Source organism: Pseudomonas sp. GW460-12-10-14-TSB1 (genome assembly GCF_017349775.1).
In the GTDB taxonomy this organism is placed as follows: Bacteria; Pseudomonadota; Gammaproteobacteria; order Pseudomonadales; family Pseudomonadaceae; genus Aquipseudomonas; species Aquipseudomonas piscium.
In genome coordinates, this window is record NZ_JACNAC010000056.1 from 1 (window position 1) to 17,118 (window position 17,118).

Below are 17,118 nucleotides of genomic sequence, written 5' to 3' on the forward strand. Positions count from 1 at the left end.
CCGCCACCCGCTTCTGCCGGGCGCGACGGGCCAGCATGTTCAGCCCTTCGATGGCCGCCGAGAAGGCCATGGCCGCGTACACATAACCTTTTGGTACATGGGCACCGAAACCTTCGGCGATCAGCGTCATGCCGATCATGATCAGGAAGCCCAGGGCCAGCATGACCACCGTCGGGTTGTCATTGATGAACTTGGCCAGAGGATCGGCCGCCAGCAACATCACCAGTACCGACACCACCACCGCGATGATCATGATCGGCAAGTGTTCGGTCATGCCGACCGCGGTGATGATGCTGTCGATGGAGAACACCATGTCCAGCATCAGGATCTGGCCAATCGCCGCGGCAAAACCCAGGGACACGCCAGCGGTCTCGCTTTTGCTGTCCTGCGGCTCCGGGTCCATGCTGTGATGGATCTCCGTGGTGGCCTTCCACAGCAGAAACAGGCCGCCGGCAATCAGGATCATGTCCTTCCAGGAGAAGACCTGGCCGAAGACATCGATCACTGGTTCGGTCAGTTGCACGATGAAGGCGATGGTGCTGAGCAGCGCCAGACGCAGGATCAAGGCCATGCCGATACCGATCCGCCGGGCCTTGGCCCGGTGCTGCTCGGGCAGCTTGTTGGTCAGGATCGAAATGAAGATCAGGTTATCGATGCCGAGCACGATTTCCATGACCACCAGGGTTGCCAGGGCGACCCAGGCGGTGGGGCTGGCGGCGAGTTGTAAAAGGTATTCCATGGCTCAGTCCTGAGTCGGGGGTATGGGGGAATCAGATTTCCTGGGACGACGAGGTAGGCTCTTTGGCCTCGTCAGCCGGTTTTTCCTGCTTGCTGATCAAACCTTGGGTCGCGTCGCTGATCGCCTGTTCGGCAGCCTTGTGCGTGTCGTCGATCGCCTGCTTGGCGTTTTCAGCGGCCTTGCCCAACAGCTGTTGCGCGCTTTTTTCCGCCTGTTCGCAACCGGCGAGGGTGATCAAGGACAACGCCAGCAACGATGCGGCGATGGATTTATAGGTCATTGCGCTTTCCTCGTTAGAACGGACCGGGCCGTGATGATGGCCCGTCAATAGCGAGGCATTCTATGGAGGTGAACACTTCAGGAAAATTCGTATTTTTAACAGCTATACTTCGGTTTTTACGAATCAAAAGCCAGCCATGCTCAATTACCGCCAACTCCACTACTTCTGGGTCGTCGCCAAGACCGGCAGCATCGTCCGGGCCTGCGAGCAACTGAACCTGACCCCGCAAACCATCAGCGGGCAGATCACCCTGCTCGAACAGACCTACGGCATCGAGTTGTTTCGCCGGGTCGGCCGGCAGCTGGAACTGACCGAAGCCGGGCGCCAGACCCTGCCCTACGCCGAGCAGATGTTCCAGCTCGGCGGCGAACTGGAAGCCATGCTCCAGGCCCAGCCCAACGAGCAGCAGATCCTGTTCCGGGTCGGCGTGGCCGATGTGGTGCCCAAATCGATCGTCTATCGCCTGATCGCCCCGACCATGGAACTGAACGAACCGATCCGCATCACCTGCCGCGAGGACAAACTCGAACGCCTGCTGGCCGACCTGGCCATCCAGCGTCTGGACCTGGTGATTTCCGACAGCCCCATGCCTTCGCACCTGGATATCAAGGGCTACAGCCAGAAACTCGGCGAATGCGGCATCAGTTTTTTCGCCACCGAGGAACTGGCCGAGCGCTATGGAACGGACTTCCCCCACAGCCTGCATGGCGCTCCGTTGCTGATTCCCGGACAGGAAACAGTAGTACGCAGCCGCTTGCTGCGCTGGCTGGCCGAGCAACAGATACAACCCAGGATCATCGGTGAGTTCGACGACAGCGCCTTGATGCAGGCATTCGGCCAGTCGGGCAGCGGGATCTTTATCAGTCCCAGCGTGATCGCCGACGAAGTGCGGCGCCAATACGGCGTGCAACTGATCGGCCAGACCGACGCGGTCAGCGAGTCGTTCTACGCCATTTCGGTCGAACGCAAGGTCAAGCACCCCGGCATCGTGGCGATCACCGAAGGCGCCCGCCGCGAGCTGTTCACCGCCATGGGTGCTTGAGGAGGATCAGGCGCAGCTGGCCTGTGGCTTGAGGGTCATCAACAGCAGGGCCAGCAGGATCGACACCAGGATAAAACCGGCGGCGGCAAACCCCAGGCTGCCCAGCCCCAGGGTGTCGATCACCCGGCCGCCGACCATGGCGCCCAGGCCGATCCCCAGGTTGGCCCCGGCGATATTCAACGATGCGGCAAACGCTGGCGCCTGAGGCGCGGCCTTGATCAGGCGGACATGGCTGACCAGGAACAGCGCCGCCTGGGTCACGCCCCAGACACCCATGGCCGCCGCCAGGCCCAGCGGCGAGTGGATACTCGGCACCAGCGCCACCATGCCGCCGATCATCAAGGCGCAGAAGCCCATGGACGCCAGCAACGGATGACGGTCCACCGCCCGGCCGCCCAGCGAGTTGCCGATCAGCCCCACCGCGCCGAAGCCCATCAGGCACCAGCCCACCAGCGTGCCGTTGAAACCGGCCAGGCGCTCGAGGATATCCGCCAGGTAGGTGTAGGCGGTGAACATACCGCTGAACACCAGGATCGACAGCAGCACATGCCCCTGCATCAAGGGGCTGCGCAGGATGCCGAACTGCGAGCGCAGGCTGGCCTGCTCGTTGTGCACCCGGGTCTGCGGCAGGTAGACATACAGCAGCAACGCCTTGGCAAAGGCCACCAGCGCCAGGATGCCGAACGCGCTGCGCCAGCCGAAGGCATCGGAAATCAGCGTGCCCACCGGAATGCCGAACACCGTGGCGCAGACGATGCCGAAGCCGATCTTGGCGATGGCCCGCCCGGCATAGTCAGGGCCGACGATGTCCACCGCGGTTTCGCTGGCCAGGGCCCAGAACACCGGCAAGCCCAGCGCCGGGATCAGCCGCGCCACGGCCATCACCCAGATATTCGGCGCCAGCGCCGCCAGGGTGTTGGCCAGGCCGAACATCACCAGCACCGAAATGAACAGGCGCTTGCGCTGGAAACGGGCGAAATAGGCCGTGAGGAACGGCCCGAATGCCGCCACGGTGAAGGCGAACAAGGTCACCAGCAGGCCGGCCTGCGGCACGCTGACCGCAAGATCCCGGGCAATCGAAGGCAGCAGGCCGACAATGATGAACTCCGTCGTCAGCACGGTAAAACCGGCGGCCGACAACAGCAGAATGGGCAACAGCATGGAAAACTCCGAAAACGACGACATCAGCGATGGCCTGGGGGCCCGCTGACTGGAGATGAGAAGAGGATGGCGAATCCTAACAGAATGAGTCAGCGCCTGTCTGGGACAGCGGCGAAAAAACCGCAGGCTACTCTAGAAGGCTCAGGTGGCAGATCGTCACATCCGTGGGCGAACCCTGTGTGATAAAGTCCGCCCCCTGCCGCAACACCCCGTACCTTCAGCAACTCATCAGCACGGCGTCCCCCGTCGACGCACGGCATATTAAAAAAATCAGAGATACCGTTATGACTGCTTCACCCCCGTCGCTCCTGGAAAAACTCAAACGCACCAGCCTGGTCACGCAGATCGTCATTGGCCTGATCGCCGGTATCGCCCTGGCGCTGCTGGCCCCCGAACTGGCGAAATCCACCGCCTTTATCGGCAAGGTCTTTGTCTCGGCGCTGAAAGCCGTCGCGCCGATCCTGGTGTTCGTGCTGGTGATGGCCTCCATCGCCAACCACAAGCACGGCCAGGAAACCCATATCCGCCCGATCCTCTGGCTCTATCTGCTGGGCACTTTCGCCGCGGCGGTGGTGGCGGTGATCGCCAGCAGCCTGTTCCCCTCCGCCCTGGTGCTGAGCACCCATGACGTCGCCATCTCCGCCCCCGGCGGCATCAGCGAAGTCCTGCAAAGCCTGCTGCTGAGCGTGGTGGACAACCCGGTCAGCGCGCTGATGAACGCCAACTTCATCGGCATCCTGGCCTGGGCCATCGGCATGGGCGTGGCCATCCGCCACGCCGGCGACACCACCCGCACCGTGCTGGACGACCTGTCCAATGGCGTGACCCTGATCGTCCGAGTGGTGATTCGTTTCGCCCCGCTGGGCATCTTCGGCCTGGTGGCCTCGACCCTGGCCACCTCGGGCTTCGGCGCCCTGCTCGGCTACGTGCATCTGCTGGCGGTACTGATCGGCTGCATGCTGTTCGTCGCCCTGGTGATGAACCCGCTGATCGTGTTCTGGAAGATCCGCCGCAACCCGTTCCCGCTGGTGCTCATGTGCCTGCGTGAAAGCGGTATCACCGCGTTCTTCACCCGCAGCTCGGCAGCCAACATTCCGGTCAACCTGGAACTGAGCAAGCGCCTGGGCCTGCATGAAGACACCTACTCGGTGTCGATCCCGCTGGGGGCCACCATCAACATGGCCGGCGCCGCCATCACCATCACCGTGCTGACCCTGGCGGCCGTGCATACCCTGGGTATCGCCGTCGACCTGCCCACCGCCGTGCTGCTCAGCGTGGTCGCCGCCATCTGCGCCTGCGGCGCCTCCGGCGTGGCTGGTGGCTCGCTGCTGTTGATTCCGCTGGCCTGCAGCCTGTTCGGCATCCCCAGCGAAATCGCCATGCAAGTGGTCGCGGTCGGCTTCATCATTGGTGTGCTGCAGGACTCGGCGGAAACCGCGCTGAACTCCTCCACCGACGTGCTCTTCACCGCCGCCGCGTGCATGGCCCAGGAAGAGAAGGTCCGCCAGACCGCCTGAGCCTGCATGAACAGCGCGCACTAAAAAGCCCGGCAAGGCTCGCACCTTGCCGGGCTTTTTTATCGGCTTAGCAGCCGGCTACATCAGAAGACGGCTGTCTCAGAAAGCGCCCATATAGTCGCGCTTGCCGATTTCCACGCCGTTGTGACGCAGGATCGCGTAGGTGGTGGTGACGTGGAAGAAGAACTGCGGCAAGCCGTAGGTCAACAGGTAGGACTGGCCGCTGAAGCGCTTCTCTTTCGGAGTGCCCGGACGGGTGACGATCTCGATGCCTTCCTTGCCATCGATCTGCGCCGGCTGGATGCCGTCGATAAAGGCCAGGACCTTGGCCAGCAACGCCTGCAGCTCGGCAAAGGTGGTTTCAGTGTCGTCGTACTTCGGCAGCTCGACTTCGGCCAGGCGGGCCGAAACGCCCTTGGCGAAATCGACGGCGATCTGCACCTGGCGGATCAGCGGGAACATGTCCGGGTACAGGCGGGCCTGCAGGAAGGCATTCGGGTCGATGTTCTTTGCCGTGGCGTGGGCTTCGGCCTTGTTCAGGACATCGCTCAGGGCGTTGAGCATTTGCTTGAAGACAGGAACGGAGGCGGCGTACAGGGAAATGGTCATGGTGATCTCGACAGGCTGACGGAAAAAAGCGGAAACAAAGGTGGCGCGATTATAGACCTGCCTGGGCCTCGCCGGCGGCTTGTCTTTTATCCAGCAAGGATTAGGCTAGTCGCCTTCGACAGCATAGGGAAAGCGCGATGAGCATCGAGCAAGAAACCTCCAGCGAGCAATTGCAACTGAGCAGCACCGAACTGCGCATTCTCGGGTCGCTGATCGAGAAGCAGGCCACCAGCCCGGAAACCTATCCGCTGACCCTCAATGCCCTGGTCATCGCCTGCAACCAGAAAACCAGCCGCGAACCGGTGATGAACCTCACCCAGGGCCAGGTCGGCCAAAGCCTGCGCGCCCTGGAAAACAGCGGCTTCGCCCGCCTGGTGATGGGCAGCCGCGCCGACCGCTGGGAGCATCGCCTGGACAAGGCGCTGGAACTGGTGCCGGCGCAAGTGGCACTGGCTGGCCTGCTGTTCTTGCGTGGCCCACAGACCGTCAACGAGCTGCTGACCCGCAGCGGCCGCATGCACGACTTCGAAGACAGCGAACAGGTGATGCATCAACTGGAACGCCTGATCGCCCGCGGCCTGGCACTGCTGATCCCGCGTCAGGCCGGCCAGCGCGAAGATCGCTACATGCACGCCCTGGGAGACCCTGCGGATATCGAGGCAATCCTCGCCGCCCGACAGAACCCGGTGGAACGCAGTTCGGGCGGCGGCGTATCGGCGGAACGCATCGAAGAGCTGGAAGCGCGCATCGCCGCCCTCGAAGAACGCCTGGCGAAACTCGAAGGCTGATCGCCCCCCGCCCCTGCGGCAGCGCCTGGTAGCCGCTGCCGCAGTCGGCGCAACGCCTCGAAGGCTACAAAAGCCCCTACTCCCCCTCCCAGTAATCCACCCCGTCCGCATGCCGCGCCACCGCGACGAATCCCGAGGCATTGCCCTGGTCGTCGATCTTGAAGTCCTTCATCACCACATATTTGCCGGAATCCGGGTACTCGCAGATGTCCGGCGCTTCCTGGGTGCTGACCGCCAGGTAGCGCAACTCGCCCTGGCTGGTGTTGATGATCTGGTGCGCGGTGTCCATGTCGCCCGGCGGGCAGGCGATCACATCGCCGGCGCGGATGGCAAAACGCTCGGCGCCGAGGCGGATCTCGCCCTCGCCGGCCACTATGTAGAACATCTCTTCGTTGACGCGATGGTTATGGAAGGGGCTGGCGCGCATCCCCGGGCCCAGGGCAATCAGCCGGTAGCCGAGCTTCTGGGCGCCCAGTTGCTGGCCGATACGGGCGATGCGCTGGACATAACGGCCGGCGGTGTCGCCGGTGGGGCTCAGGGCTTCAGGCAGCGGCTGAAGGTCCGCCTGATCCAGATTGAGAATGGCAGGTGGCATAACAACGGTCCTCGATCAGGGTGGCGTGGAACAGAGGCAAGTCTTGGCTTGCTGGCGACCAGTATAGGCAGGGCTCCGCGCCCCACCGACCTGCCCCGTTCCACCCGCCGGTCAGGCCCGGGCGAAGGCCACCGCCTGCTGGAACTGCTCGGCGCTGGGGCGCACGCCGGTGTACAGCACGAACTGCTCCAGGGCCTGGATGGCGATCACTTCCAGGCCGGTGATCACCTGCTTGCCCTCCATCCGGGCGCGCAGGATCAGCGGGGTTTCCGCCGGAACCGCCACCACGTCGAACAGGGTGCGCGCGGCCTGGATCGCCTCGACCGGGAATGCCAGCTGGTCGGCCTCGGGACCGCCGTTCATGCCGATCGGGGTGACGTTGATCAGCATCTGCGGGCGCAGCTCGCCCAGCTCAGCCTGCCAGGCATAACCCAGGGAATCGGCGAGGGCCCGCCCGGCCCCGGCATTGCGGGCAACTATCACGCCATCGAGGTAGCCACCATCGCGCAGGGCGCTGGCCACCGCCTTGGCCATGCCGCCGCTGCCGCGCAAGGCAAAGCGGGTGTCCTTGGGGATCCGGTGGCTGTCGAGCAACTGGGCGACGGCGATGTAATCGGTGTTGTAGGCCTTGAGGTGGCCGTTGGTGTTGACGATGGTGTTGATCGACTGGATAGCGCTGGCCGAGGCGTCCAGTTCGTCCACCAGGGCAATGCAGGCCTCCTTGAACGGCATGGACACGCCACAGCCGCGAATGCCCAGGGCGCGGATCCCACCGACGGCGCCCGGCAGGTCCTGGCTGCTGAACGCCTTGTAGTAGAAGTTCAAGCCCAGCTGTTCATACAAATGATTGTGAAAGCGCAGGCCGAAATTCCCCGGACGCCCTGACAACGACATACACAATTGGGTGTCTTTGTTGGGGTTCATCTGCATGTTGATCTCCTTGGAACGCACTTTCGGATAGACGGGATTAGCCAGCCATCGGGTTCTGCCCGATCATATCGACGGTGCCTGAAAAACAGGCCCGCCGCCCACGGACGAGGGGTAAAGAAGCCGGTACAGACCTTACACAAAATTTACCCGGCGGCTGTGCAGTTTTTCGGAAAATAGCTGTCTTAGAAGTATCCCCGCGACAGTTCTCGCGTCTATTGCAGACCGAGCGCTGGGGTCGGAACCGAGGAATAGCCATGATGCGTAAAATCCCCAAGATAGCCTTGCTCATTGGTGCACTTGCTGTCGCCGGTCAAGCGTCCGCCCACGGTGGCGGTGGTTGGGGTGGACCGGCGGTAGTCGGTGCGGTGGTCGGCGCCGCGGTAGTGGGTTCGGTGATCGCCAGCCACAGCCGTCCGGTCTACGTGCAACAGCCAGTCTACGTTCAGCCGCAGCCGGTCTATGCCGCGCCACCACCGGTCTACTACCAGCCACAGCCGGTGTACGTGGAAGGTCCGCCGGTCTATTACCGCCCGGCCCCGGTGTACTACGGTCCACCTCGCGGCTACTACGGCCCGCCTCGCCACTACTATTACGGTCCTGGCCGTTGGTAAGCCAGGCAGCCAACCACCGACAGGCCCCGCTTTCGCAAGCGGGGCCTGTTGCGTTTGAAACAACCCTGAAACGTCTGAATAAATCTTGCAGAGGTCGCAGCCGGGACAGCTTTTGCGATTCAATCCGGCAATAGTGTTACCAAGCGGCAGCCCGTGTGCGCGAGCCCACGGCTGTCATATTTATGTCATGCCAGGTCCGCAAGATCGGATCTGTCCACAAAACGGCCCCATAACAACAAGGACGACGCCCATGCCGACCCAGAACCCCCACCACTCCCCCACCCTGGGCACCGCGAGCAAGGTGTACAGCGCCCTGACCGAACTCAAGCATCTGGAAGGCCACCGCAGCGCCAAGTTCCTGGCCCTGCTGGCCGAGCACCTGGTGCGCAAGGGCCTGCTGCATGATCCGGAAGTGGTCTACATGCTCGATCAGGTCGTCGACTGATCGGGCTGGCGCTTTTTTTTCGCCGGTATTGATGTCCACTATCGAGCGCAGTGATTTTTCGTAGAACCTCTCGGTCCGTAAGGTAGCCCCCATAGATCGATGGAGGTACTTATGCCCAAGGTTCAGATCATGTCCGTTATCGGTAGCGCCGTTCCCACCTCGCTCAGGGAGCTGGGGTTGCTGGCGTGTTGGTACCTGGTGCGCGACGGCGAGCCGGTCAGCGGCCCGCTCACTTCGCTGACCGCCGCCCAGGCCCTGTCGCAAAAGATCGAGCAGCGCGTCCTGCATGCCTAAGGCAACGGCAGCTGTGTCCGCGGCCGGGTATCGACGAACAGGCCCCAGCTCGAGATAAACAACGCGGCGATCAACGGTCCGATGACAAAGCCGTTCAGGCCGAAGATCGCCAGGCCCCCCAGGGTCGAAATCAGAATCAGGTAATCCGGCATCCTGGTGTCCTTGCCCACCAGGATCGGGCGCAGCACATTGTCCACCAGGCCGATCACGAACACCCCGTACAAGCCCAGCAGCACCCCTTGCCAGATCGCCCCGCTGAACAGGAAGTACAGGGCCACCGGGCCCCAGACGATCGCCACGCCCACCGCCGGCAACAACGACAGCAAGGCCATCAGCACCGCCCAGAGCAGCGGGCTGGGAATCTCCAGAAACCAGAAAATCAGCCCACCCAGCAGTCCCTGGCTGGCCGCCACCAGCACGTTGCCCTTCACCGTGGCCCGCACCACCCGACTGAACTTGAGCTGCAACCGGCGCTTCTGGTGCTCGGCCAGGGGCAATGCGATGCGCACCTTGCGTACCAGTTCGGGGCCATCGCGCAAAAAGAAGAACAGCAGGTACAGCATCACGAAAAAGCTCACCACGAACTTGAAGGTACCCTGGCCGACGCTAAAAGCCTGGGTGGCGAAGAACTGGCTGCCTTGCAGTGCGCCCTTGACGATCTTCTCGCGCACGCTCTCCAGCTCACCCAGGCCGAAGCGATCCAGCAACTGCTGGAAGTACGGCGGCAAACTGTGCTTGAACTGGTCCAGATGAGCGGCGATGTCCAGCTTGCCGCTTTCGATGCTCTGGTAGAGGTTGGCGCCTTCCTGCACCAGCAAGGTACTGATGATGGCCACCGGCAGAATGGCGCTCACCAGGCAGATGCTCAGGGTGCAAAAGGCCGTCAGGTTGCGTGGCCAACCGAACTTGATTTGCAGGCGCCGTTGCAGCGGATCGAACAGGATGCCGAGGATCACCGCCCAGAACACCGCGCCGTAAAAGGGCAGCAGAATCCAGATGAAGGCGACGGTCACCAGGGTCAGCAGAAGCAACAGGCTTTTGTGTTGGATGAGGTGCTGGTTCATGTCCGCTCCCCGTCAATAAGGTCCAGGACGCCGCAAAGCGCCCCTAAAGCGTTAGTCCGCCGGCGTTCGGCCAAGTGCCCTGTTTTATTCGTCGAGCATAGATCCAGGTCAATGAAAACCGCGGGCCCAGGCCTTACCCTCGCGACCTTTTGCCATCGACAATCGCCATGACGCCCCTGACCCGCCCCGAACTGCTCGCCCCCGCCGGCACCCTGAAAAACATGCGCTACGCCTTCGCCTATGGCGCCGATGCGGTATACGCCGGTCAGCCGCGCTACAGCCTGCGGGTGCGCAACAACGAATTCGATCATGCCAACCTGGCCCTCGGCATTCGCGAGGCCCAGGCCCAGGGCAAGCGCTTCTACGTGGTGGTCAACATCGCCCCGCACAACGCCAAGCTCAAGACCTTCCTCAAGGACCTGGAGCCGGTGATCGCCATGGCCCCTGACGCGCTGATCATGTCCGACCCGGGGCTGATCATGCTGGTGCGCCGGCACTTCCCGCAGATGCCGATCCACCTGTCGGTGCAGGCCAATACGGTGAACTGGGCCAGCGTCGAGTTCTGGCAGCAACAGGGCCTGAGCCGGATCATCCTGTCCCGCGAGCTGTCCCTGGAAGAGATCGAGGAAATCCGCCGGCAGGTGCCGGCCATGGAGCTCGAGGTATTCGTCCACGGCGCCCTGTGCATGGCCTACTCCGGGCGCTGCCTGCTGTCGGGCTACATGAACAAGCGCGATGCCAACCAGGGCACCTGCACCAATGCCTGCCGCTGGAAATACCAGGCCGAGGCAGCCACGGAGAATACCCTCGGCGAGATCGTCCAGCAGTTCCAGCCGGAACCGACCCTGGGCCTGGGGGCGCCGACCGACCAGGTGTTCCTGCTGCGCGAAGCCAATCGCCCGGACGAAGCGATGCCGGCCTTCGAGGACGAGCACGGCACCTACATCATGAACGCCAAGGACCTGCGCGCGGTGCAGCACGTCGAGCGCCTGACGCGCATGGGCGTGCACTCGTTGAAGATCGAGGGCCGCACCAAGTCGCACTTCTATTGCGCCCGCACCACCCAGGTCTATCGCCGGGCCATCGACGACGCCGTGGCCGGCCGCGAGTTCGACCGCAACCTGATGAACGACCTGGAGTCCCTGGCCCAGCGTGGCTACACCGAAGGTTTCCTGCGCCGCCACGTGCACGACGAATACCAGAACTACCTGAACGGCAGCTCGGTGTCGGAACGCCAACAGTTCGTCGGCGAACTCACCGGCGAGCGCCGTGACCGGCTGGCGGAAGTGAAGGTGAAGAACCGCTTTGCCCTGGGCGACCATATGGAGCTGATGACCCCCAAGGGCAACTTCCACTTCGACCTGCATCAGTTGCAGAACATCCATGGCGAGCCGATCGAGGTCGCACCGGGAGACGGGCACAGGGTGTACCTGCCGATCCCGGACGCGGTGGATCTGCGTTTTGCCTTGTTGATGCGCGATGTGACGCCAAACAGCGCGGCATAAGCCTGATCGAGATGGCGTCGTTGATGACGCCATCGCGGGCAAGCCTCGCTCCTACACCGCAATAATCCTGCCCCTGCATCACATACACCCCCTCCCCTGAATCCATCCGAACAGGCTGCGCCAACCGGCACCGCCCGATATCCACATGCGCCATTCTGACATTATTATTTTCAAAATGTTGATTTCTGAAATAATACATGTCATTTATAGCCACACGAAAATCACCAGGACCGAACCACGCCAGAACGGACGGCTTGTACCCGTACCACCCCAACGCCCCTCCAAGGAGTCAACAATATGAACAAGACAGAACTTCTAGGTGCTCTGGCGCTGTGCGCCGCAAGCTTCCTGGCCCACGCCGACGAAGACAGCCTGCGTATCGGCATCGAGGCCGCCTACCCGCCCTTTTCCTTCAAGACACCGCAGGGCAACGTCAGCGGTTTCGACTACGACATCGGCAACGCCCTGTGTGAAGAGATGAAGGTGAAATGCGAGTGGGTCATCCAGGAATTCGACGGCATGATCCCGTCGCTCAAGGTGCGCAAGATCGATGCCGTGCTGTCGTCGATGTCGATCACCGAGGACCGGATGAAGTCGGTCGACTTCAGCAAAAAGTACTACCACACGCCGGGCAAGTTCGCGATGAAAGCCGGCAACGTGATCAACGACCCGGTACAGGACCTCAAGGGCAAGAAAGTCGGCGTGCAGCGCTCCTCGACCTACGACCGCTTCGCCACCGAGCAACTGGCCAGCGCCGGGATCGAGGTGGTGCGCTACGCCTCGCAGAATGAAGCCTTCCTCGACCTCGCCTCAGGCCGCCTGGACGCCACCCTCGCCGACATCGTCAACACCGACGAGAGCTTTATCAAGACCGCGGCAGGCAAGGGTTTCGCCCTGGTCGGGCCGGACATCAACGACCCGAACTATTTCGGCAGGGGCGCCGGGATCGCCGTGCGCAAAGGCGATAGCGCCAACGTCGCGCGCCTCAATGCGGCCATCGACGCTATCCGCGCCAACGGCAAGTACCAGCAGGTAATGGCCCGGTACTTCGCGTTCGATATCTACGGCGAATAAGCCTTACCCAGGGCCCTGGCGCCGGCCCCTTGCCGGTGCCGCACCGGGCCTGCCTTGCGCCTCGCGGCGCTCGCTTGAGGAACTTCATCATGCTCCACGGCTACGGATCGAGCATTCTCGATGGCGCCTGGCTGACCATCAACCTGGCGCTGACCTCCATGACCCTGGCCATTGCCCTGGGCCTGGTCGGCGCGGCCTTTCGCCTGTCGCCACTGAAATGGCTGGCGATGCTCGGCGAAGGCTATACGACCCTGATTCGCGGGATTCCCGACCTGGTGTTGATCCTGCTGATCTTCTACGGCGGCCAGGATCTGGTGAACCGCATTGCCCTGGCGCTCGGTTACACCCGCTATTTCGACATCAATCCCTTTATCGCCGGCGTCTGCACCATGGGCTTCATTTTTGGCGCCTATCTCTCGGAGACCTTTCGCGGCGCCTTCATGGCGATCCCCAAGGGCCAGGCCGAGGCCGGCGCGGCTTATGGCATGAGTGGCACCCAGGTGTTCTGGCGAATCCTGGTGCCGCAGATGATTCGCTTCGCCATTCCCGGCTTCACCAACAACTGGCTGGTGCTGACCAAGTCCACCGCGCTGATCTCGGTGATCGGCCTGCAGGACATGATGTTCAAGGCCAAGAACGCGGCGGACGCCACCCACGAACCCTTCACCTTCTTTCTCGCCGTGGCGGCGCTGTACCTGCTGCTGACCAGCCTGTCGTTGCTGGTGCTGCGTTATCTGGAAAAACACTACTCGGTCGGCCTCAAAGCCGCCGAACTGTGATTGGGAGCCCCCATGATTCTCGACTACCACCTGATCTGGGAAAACCTGCCACTGTATTTCGGTGGCGTGCTGGTGACCCTCAAAGTGCTGCTGATTTCCCTGGCCTGCGGCCTGCTGCTGGCGGTTCCCTTGGCGCTGATGCGGGTGTCCCGCTCACCGCTGATCAACTTCCCGGCCTGGCTCTACACCTACGTGATCCGCGGCACGCCGATGCTGGTGCAACTGTTCCTGATCTACTACGGCCTGGCCCAGTTCGAAGCGGTACGCCAGAGCCTGCTCTGGCCTTACCTCTCCAGTGCCACCTTCTGTGCCTGCCTGGCCTTCGCGCTCAACACCGGCGCCTATAGCGCCGAACTGCTGGCCGGCAGCCTGAAGGCCACGGCCCACGGCGAGATCGAGGCCGCCAGGGCCATGGGCATGTCGCGCCTGACCCTGTACCGGCGCATCCTCCTGCCCTCGGCCTTGCGCCGGGCGCTGCCGCAGTACAGCAACGAAGTGCTGATGATGCTGCAAACCACCAGCCTGGCGTCCATCGTCACCCTCGTCGACATCACCGGCGCCGCGCGCACCATCAGTTCGCGCTTCTACCTGCCGTTCGAGGCCTTCATCACCGCCGGGCTCATCTATCTGGTCCTGACTTTCATCCTGGTGCGTCTGTTCAAGCTGGCCGAGCGCCGCTGGCTGGCGTACCTGGCACCACGCAAGCACTGAGGAGCTGTCATGGAGCACATTCAATACCGCTTGCCCTGGAGTGCCTCGGGCACCGAACGCCAGCTGACGCTGTTCCGTTTCGGCAGCGGGCCGCGCAAGGCCTATATCCAGGCATCCCTGCACGCCGACGAGCTGCCGGGCATGCGGGTGGCCGCCGAACTCAAGCGGCGCCTGCTCGAACTGGAAGAACAAGGTCGCCTGACGGGGGTGATCGAACTGGTGCCGATGGCCAACCCGATCGGCATCGCCCAGATGTTCCAGGCCACCCATCAAGGTCGCTTCGAATTCTCCAGCGGCAAGAACTTCAATCGCGACTTCCCGGAGCTGACCCAGGCACTGGCGCCGTTGCTGGAAGGCCGGCTGGGGGACGATGCCAGCGCCAATATCGCACTGATCCGCCGGGCCATGCTCGATGTCCTGGCGGACCTGCCGGCGCCAGCCTCGGAACTCGACGGCCTGCGCCGCCTGTTGTTGCAGCATGCCTGCGATGCCGACGTGGTGCTGGACCTGCACTGCGACTTCGAGTCGGTGATGCTGCTGTACGCCATGCCGCAGAACTGGCCACACCTGCGCTCTCTGGCCGCGCGCCTGTACGCGGGGGTCGCGCTGCTGGCCGAGGCCGCCGGCGGCAGCGCCTTCGATGAAGCCTGCGCCATCCCCTGGCTACAGTTGGCCGAGCGCTTTCCAGCGGCCGATATTCCGCTGGCGTGCGTGGCCACCACCATCGAATTGCGCGGCATGGCCGACACCGAGCGCGAGCCTTGCGCCGACAGCGCCCAGGCCATTCTCGGCTACCTCGCCGACCAGGGCCTGATCAGCGGCGGCTGGCCGACACCGCCACCCTGCATCTGCGAAGCGACGCCCTTCGCCGGCGCGCAGTACGCCTATGCGCCGCACCCGGGAGTGGTGAGTTTTCTGCAACCCCTGGGGGCCCGGGTCAAGGTCGGCGACCCGCTGTTCGAGGTCATCGACCCACTGACCGATCACCACAGCCTGGTGCGCGCCGAGACCAACGGCATCCTCTATGCCCGCGAGCGCCTGCGTTTTGCCCAACCCGGTCTGTGGCTAGCCAAGGTGGCCGGCACTACCCCCATTCGCCAGGGTCGCCTGCTCAGCGACTGACTCCAGAGAATCGCAACCATGTACAAACTTGAAATTCAGGACCTGCACAAAAGCTACGGCGCCCACCAGGTACTCAAGGGTGTGTCCCTGCAGGCGAAAGCCGGCGACGTGATCAGCCTCATCGGCTCCAGCGGCTCCGGCAAAAGCACCTTCCTGCGCTGCATCAACCTGCTGGAACAGCCCAGCGCGGGCAGCATCCTGCTCAATGGCGAACCCCTCAAACTGCGCGCCAGCAAACTCGGCAGCCTCAAGGCGGTCGATCCCAGGCAGTTGCAACGCATGCGTTCGCGGCTGTCGATGGTGTTCCAGCACTTCAACCTGTGGTCGCACATGAGCGCCCTGGAAAACGTCATGGAAGCACCGGTGCATGTGCTGGGTCTGAACAAGCAGGAGGCCCGGGAAAAAGCCGAGCACTACCTGGACAAGGTCGGCGTGGCGCACCGCATGGATGCCTGGCCGGCGCATATGTCGGGCGGCGAGCAGCAGCGCGTGGCGATTGCCCGGGCGCTGGCCATGGAACCGGAAGTGATGCTGTTCGACGAACCGACCTCGGCACTCGACCCGGAACTGGTCGGCGACGTGCTCAAGGTGATGCAGGACCTCGCCCAGGAAGGCCGGACCATGGTGGTGGTGACCCACGAAATGGGCTTTGCCCGCGAGGTTTCGAACCAGTTGGTCTTCCTCCACCAGGGCCTGGTCGAAGAACGCGGCGAGCCGCGCGAAGTGCTGGCCAGGCCCCAGTCCGAACGCCTGCGGCAGTTCCTCGCCGGCAGCCTGAAATAACCCGACGCAGCGCTCCCTGGCCTGGCGCTGCACGCCAGGGGGCGGCTTCGGATACACTCCGCCAACCTTGTGCCCTCTCCTCCAATCCTCAGGAACTGTTGAGCCGGATATGCCGACCCCACTGAAAGACACCACGGTCTATGCCGCGCCGGTGATGCGCAAACTGGCGGAAATCGTTGCCGACCTGCCGCCGTCGCTGCGCAAGGTCGCGGACTTTATCCTGCGCCATCCGTTGAAGGCCGCGACGCTGACCATCGAGGAGATGGCCCACGCAACCTCGACCTCGCCGGCGGCGGTCAACCGACTGGCCAAGACCCTCGACCTCGGCGGCTACACCGGCATGAAGGCCGAGCTGGTGACGACGCTGCAGCAAATGGTGTCGCCGGTCGACAAGCTGCGCAACGAACTGGCCCATAGGCCCGGTGGCGCCTTCGGCCTGCACGAGCAGATCCAGAGCGCCAGCAGCAACCTCGCCACGGCGGCGACCAACAACCACGAACAGACCTTCGACGCCTTCGTCACCAGCCTGGTCCAGGCGCGCAAGATCTACATCCTGGGCTTTGGCAACAGCGTCTATTTCGCCGGCCTCGCCGCCTCGACCCTGATGCCTTTCTGCGCCGACGCCACAGCCATCAGCATGGAGGGCGGCAACGAAAACGCCGCCTACCGCCTGGCCGCGATCACCGATCAGGATGTATTGCTGGCCATCTCCCTGCCGCGCTACTCCCTCGATACCCTGCAACTCGCCCGTTTCGCCAACGAACGCGGCGCCACGGTGCTGGCCATCACCGACTCCCCCGCCTCGCCGCTGGCCAGCATTGCCGAACATGTGCTGTTCGCCCCCGCCGACCATCCGGTCATGACCAGCTCCAATATCGCGGTGCTGGCCCTGATCGAAGGACTGGTAGCGGGGGTGATGGCGCGCAACAAGGAAGCGGTCAAACTGGCGACCGAGCTGACCGAAAGCGTGATGTCCTACCTGCATATCCCGGGCAGCGGCAAACCGCGGAAGAAGTGAGGCGGTACAGCCAGGCTCAAGCTTGGAGCTTGGAGCTTGGAGCTTGGAGCT

The 17,118-nt window shown here is 63.2% G+C and carries 20 protein-coding genes; 13 read left to right on the plus strand and 7 right to left on the minus strand.

What is annotated here, in order from left to right:
- Together J4D52_RS24930 and J4D52_RS24935 are read right to left on the minus strand one after the other, a co-directional pair.
- Positions 1 to 739 (minus strand): TerC family protein (locus J4D52_RS24930; protein ID WP_207272166.1); only part of this gene is annotated, 739 nt, incomplete at its 3' end.
- A gap of 31 nt (positions 740 to 770) precedes the next feature.
- Positions 771 to 1,019 (minus strand): hypothetical protein, encoded by a 249-nt coding sequence (locus J4D52_RS24935; RefSeq protein ID WP_025804783.1) that lies wholly within the window; start codon positions 1,017 to 1,019, stop codon positions 771 to 773.
- Positions 1,020 to 1,155: 136 nt separating this feature from the next.
- Here J4D52_RS24935 and nhaR point away from each other — a divergent pair, with 136 nt between their 5' ends.
- On the plus strand, positions 1,156 to 2,061 hold the full coding sequence (gene nhaR, locus J4D52_RS24940) for a transcriptional activator NhaR (protein WP_023964284.1): 906 nt from the start codon (positions 1,156 to 1,158) through the stop codon (positions 2,059 to 2,061).
- A gap of 6 nt (positions 2,062 to 2,067) precedes the next feature.
- Here nhaR and J4D52_RS24945 read toward each other — a convergent pair whose 3' ends face one another.
- On the minus strand, positions 2,068 to 3,222 hold the full coding sequence (locus tag J4D52_RS24945; protein ID WP_009049859.1) for an MFS transporter: 1,155 nt from the start codon (positions 3,220 to 3,222) through the stop codon (positions 2,068 to 2,070).
- A gap of 284 nt (positions 3,223 to 3,506) precedes the next feature.
- Between J4D52_RS24945 and sstT the strand changes: the two genes are divergently transcribed.
- Positions 3,507 to 4,739: a serine/threonine transporter SstT gene (gene sstT / locus J4D52_RS24950; protein WP_063432093.1), complete on the plus strand. Its 1,233-nt coding sequence runs from the start codon at positions 3,507 to 3,509 to the stop codon at positions 4,737 to 4,739.
- A gap of 99 nt (positions 4,740 to 4,838) precedes the next feature.
- Here sstT and J4D52_RS24955 read toward each other — a convergent pair whose 3' ends face one another.
- The gene (locus J4D52_RS24955) at positions 4,839 to 5,348 is read right to left on the minus strand and encodes a DUF1993 family protein (RefSeq protein ID WP_007927228.1); all 510 of its coding nucleotides are present in this window, start codon (positions 5,346 to 5,348) and stop codon (positions 4,839 to 4,841) included.
- Positions 5,349 to 5,485: 137 nt separating this feature from the next.
- Here J4D52_RS24955 and J4D52_RS24960 point away from each other — a divergent pair, with 137 nt between their 5' ends.
- Positions 5,486 to 6,136, plus strand: a complete 651-nt coding sequence (locus tag J4D52_RS24960; protein WP_063432095.1) for a YceH family protein — start codon at positions 5,486 to 5,488, stop codon at positions 6,134 to 6,136.
- Positions 6,137 to 6,212: 76 nt separating this feature from the next.
- Here the strand turns inward: J4D52_RS24960 and J4D52_RS24965 are convergent, their stop codons facing one another.
- A complete protein-coding gene (locus J4D52_RS24965; protein WP_063432097.1) occupies positions 6,213 to 6,731 on the minus strand; it encodes a cupin domain-containing protein in 519 nt (172 codons plus the stop codon).
- A 111-nt stretch (positions 6,732 to 6,842) separates the two neighbouring features.
- Positions 6,843 to 7,661: a shikimate 5-dehydrogenase gene (locus J4D52_RS24970; RefSeq protein ID WP_063432099.1), complete on the minus strand. Its 819-nt coding sequence runs from the start codon at positions 7,659 to 7,661 to the stop codon at positions 6,843 to 6,845.
- Between the two features lie 254 nt (positions 7,662 to 7,915).
- Here J4D52_RS24970 and J4D52_RS24975 point away from each other — a divergent pair, with 254 nt between their 5' ends.
- The 3 genes from J4D52_RS24975 to J4D52_RS24985 all read left to right on the plus strand — a co-directional run bounded on the left by J4D52_RS24975 (position 7,916) and on the right by J4D52_RS24985 (position 9,011).
- The gene (locus tag J4D52_RS24975) at positions 7,916 to 8,272 is read left to right on the plus strand and encodes a hypothetical protein (RefSeq protein ID WP_007927233.1); all 357 of its coding nucleotides are present in this window, start codon (positions 7,916 to 7,918) and stop codon (positions 8,270 to 8,272) included.
- Positions 8,273 to 8,522: 250 nt separating this feature from the next.
- Entirely contained in the window at positions 8,523 to 8,717 is a 195-nt protein-coding gene (locus tag J4D52_RS24980) for a hypothetical protein (RefSeq protein WP_007927235.1), read from the plus strand.
- 111 nt (positions 8,718 to 8,828) lie between these two features.
- Positions 8,829 to 9,011 (plus strand): hypothetical protein, encoded by a 183-nt coding sequence (locus J4D52_RS24985; RefSeq protein ID WP_007927236.1) that lies wholly within the window; start codon positions 8,829 to 8,831, stop codon positions 9,009 to 9,011.
- On the opposite strand, the gene J4D52_RS24990 is transcribed toward J4D52_RS24985, so the two are convergent.
- Entirely contained in the window at positions 9,008 to 10,075 is a 1,068-nt protein-coding gene (locus tag J4D52_RS24990) for an AI-2E family transporter (RefSeq protein WP_063432101.1), read from the minus strand. The two genes, J4D52_RS24985 and J4D52_RS24990, sit on opposite strands and share 4 nt — an antisense overlap.
- A 167-nt stretch (positions 10,076 to 10,242) precedes the next feature.
- Between J4D52_RS24990 and yegQ the strand changes: the two genes are divergently transcribed.
- The 7 genes from yegQ to J4D52_RS25025 all read left to right on the plus strand — a co-directional run bounded on the left by yegQ (position 10,243) and on the right by J4D52_RS25025 (position 17,067).
- On the plus strand, positions 10,243 to 11,580 hold the full coding sequence (yegQ, locus tag J4D52_RS24995) for a tRNA 5-hydroxyuridine modification protein YegQ (RefSeq protein ID WP_063432103.1): 1,338 nt from the start codon (positions 10,243 to 10,245) through the stop codon (positions 11,578 to 11,580).
- Between the two features lie 297 nt (positions 11,581 to 11,877).
- Positions 11,878 to 12,654: an ABC transporter substrate-binding protein gene (locus J4D52_RS25000; protein ID WP_063432105.1), complete on the plus strand. Its 777-nt coding sequence runs from the start codon at positions 11,878 to 11,880 to the stop codon at positions 12,652 to 12,654.
- 89 nt (positions 12,655 to 12,743) lie between these two features.
- Positions 12,744 to 13,433: an ABC transporter permease gene (locus tag J4D52_RS25005; protein WP_063432107.1), complete on the plus strand. Its 690-nt coding sequence runs from the start codon at positions 12,744 to 12,746 to the stop codon at positions 13,431 to 13,433.
- Positions 13,434 to 13,445: 12 nt separating this feature from the next.
- A complete protein-coding gene (locus J4D52_RS25010) occupies positions 13,446 to 14,144 on the plus strand; it encodes an ABC transporter permease (protein ID WP_063432109.1) in 699 nt (232 codons plus the stop codon).
- A 9-nt stretch (positions 14,145 to 14,153) separates the two neighbouring features.
- Entirely contained in the window at positions 14,154 to 15,266 is a 1,113-nt protein-coding gene (locus J4D52_RS25015) for a succinylglutamate desuccinylase/aspartoacylase family protein (protein ID WP_063432111.1), read from the plus strand.
- 18 nt (positions 15,267 to 15,284) lie between these two features.
- Positions 15,285 to 16,049 (plus strand): ABC transporter ATP-binding protein, encoded by a 765-nt coding sequence (locus J4D52_RS25020; protein WP_102676998.1) that lies wholly within the window; start codon positions 15,285 to 15,287, stop codon positions 16,047 to 16,049.
- Between the two features lie 109 nt (positions 16,050 to 16,158).
- The gene (locus J4D52_RS25025; RefSeq protein ID WP_102676999.1) at positions 16,159 to 17,067 is read left to right on the plus strand and encodes a MurR/RpiR family transcriptional regulator; all 909 of its coding nucleotides are present in this window, start codon (positions 16,159 to 16,161) and stop codon (positions 17,065 to 17,067) included.
- Positions 17,068 to 17,118 lie beyond the last annotated feature (51 nt).